This is a genomic window from Streptomyces europaeiscabiei, from assembly GCF_001550375.1.
Classification (GTDB): domain Bacteria; phylum Actinomycetota; class Actinomycetes; order Streptomycetales; family Streptomycetaceae; genus Streptomyces; species Streptomyces europaeiscabiei.
Window position 1 is genome coordinate 1 of sequence record NZ_LRTR01000375.1, and the last position, 1823, is coordinate 1823.

General features: G+C 74.6%; 1 protein-coding gene and 1 pseudogene. Both read right to left on the reverse strand.

All coding sequences use genetic code 11. The annotated features are described in order from the left end of the window. Nucleotides 1-19: 19 nt before the first annotated feature. Nucleotides 20-1279 carry an NAD(P)-binding domain-containing protein gene (locus tag AWZ10_RS17775; RefSeq protein ID WP_060891552.1) on the reverse strand — a complete coding sequence of 420 codons (1260 nt, stop codon included), beginning with the start codon at nt 1277-1279 and terminating at the stop codon, nt 20-22. Then, a pseudogene (locus AWZ10_RS17780) lies at nt 1279-1823 on the reverse strand (ATP-grasp domain-containing protein); the annotation flags it as partial. The pseudogene AWZ10_RS17780 and the gene AWZ10_RS17775, both read right to left, overlap by 1 nt.

Consider the following 1823-nt stretch of genomic DNA (forward strand, 5'->3'; position numbering starts at 1 on the left):
CGCCCGGCACCCGAGCCCGTCACGCCCCGGTGGTCGGAGCCAGGTCGGCCCGCGCCTCCGGCACCGGGATCCGCCCGCCGGGCACCCCCGAGCGCAGTCGCTGCCGTACCCCTCGTACGAGGGCCGGAGCCGTGTACGACGCGCCGTACACGAAGCGCATCGCGGGGCCGAAGCCGGCGGCGGTGGTGAGACCCGCGAGGAAGAGACCAGGGACCGAGGACTCGAAGTCCCGCCCGACCGAGGGCGAGCCGTCGGCGAGGGGCACCACATCCGCGCGTACGTCACCGGCCAGCAGGTCCAGCCGCTCGCAGGTGGGCCGGAACCCCGTGGCCGCGATGACGTGTTCGGTGTCCAGCGAGGTCAGCTCACCGCCCCGGCCCACCGTCTCCAGGCGTACGGCGCCGCCCGTCTCGTACGCCACCGCGACCTCCTGGCCGAGCCGTACCTCGACGGCCGGCTCGACACGGTCGCGTACCCACCAGGCCCCTGCGGGTCCCAGCGCCTCGTCCGCGACCCGCACCCGTCTCGCCTCCGGCAGGCGCCGGTACCAGCCCGGACGCTCCGCGTAGAACCAGTTGCGCCAGCCGCAGCCCAGACCGCTGTGCGGGGAGCGGGCCGACTGCCACAGGGAGCGTTCCAGAGGGGGCGGGACGTCGTTCCAGCGGAGGGTGCCGGAACGGGCCAGTACGCGTACGCGGGTGCCCTGTTCGGCCAGAAGCGCGGCCGTCTCCAGGGCCGCCTGGCCGCCGCCGATCACCGTGACGTCCCCGCCCCGGAAACGGTCGAGGTCGCGGTGATGGCTGCTGTGGGAGACCCGGGCGGGGGGCAGTCCGCGCAGCACGGACGGCACTTCGACGAAGGGGACGACACCGACGGCGAGGGCCACCGTGCGGGCGCGGACCACCTCGCCGTCGTTCAGGACCGCCTCGAAGCCGCCGCACCACCGTTGAAGACGCGTCACCATCCGTTCGTCGACGGAGGGGAGGGCGTTCCGGGCGAACCAGAGGCCGTAGGAGGCGAACGTGCCGACGGGGATCGGACGGCCGTGGCGGGCCTCGAAGCCCTGCTCGGCGCAGTACACGTCCAGCCGCCAACGCCCCTCGGGGTCGGACAGGTTGGAGGCCCAGGGTTCGGACTTGAGGAACATGCCGGGCGGCATGTGATCGCGCCAGGACGCCATGGGACGGCCGAGGACGCGCAGGCTGAGCCCGGCGGCCGCGGCATGGGACGCGATGGACAGGCCGTACGGGCCGGCGCCCACCACCAGCAGGTCGTACATCAGGAGCTGCTCGCTTTCTCGTTCTTGGCGCGGTTCTCGACGGGAGCGTGGTCGTGCTGGACGGGAAGGGGCGTGCGGGGTGCCAGCAGCCGGCCGAGCGCGCGGCGCGGCCACAGCGACCACAGCGCGAGGCCGGGGGCCCGGTCGTCCCGCGCGTACCAGGCCAGCTCGCGCGCACCTTGTCGGGACGGCGGGTAGGGGAGTGGCGGTGGGCGCAGCGCGGCGAGCGGCGCGTAGTTCTCCACGACGAAGGTCCGGCCCGGCACCGGCGACCCGTCCGGGACCCGGCGGCCGGTCAGGTCCAGATGCAGGGCGCGTACGACGTCGATGTCGGCCGTGTCCGTGAAGAGCCGGAACTGGGCGCCGGGGCGCGGGTTGAAGTCGAGCAGGTGGTAGGCGCCGGTCCGGTCCTCGCGGCGGAAGTCGAGGTCGAACACGCCCCGGTAGCCGAGTGCGCCGGTCAGCCGCTCGGCGAGGGCCTGCACCTCCGGGTTCGGGGTCCAGCGGCCGACGGTGGTCAGGCCCGCACCGCGCGGCCAGGCGG

Bases quoted from the DNA above. Each gene is read 5' to 3' on its own strand.
- AWZ10_RS17775 (WP_060891552.1), bottom strand. From the start codon at position 1,279: ATGTACGACCTGCTGGTGGTGGGCGCCGGCCCGTACGGCCTGTCCATC.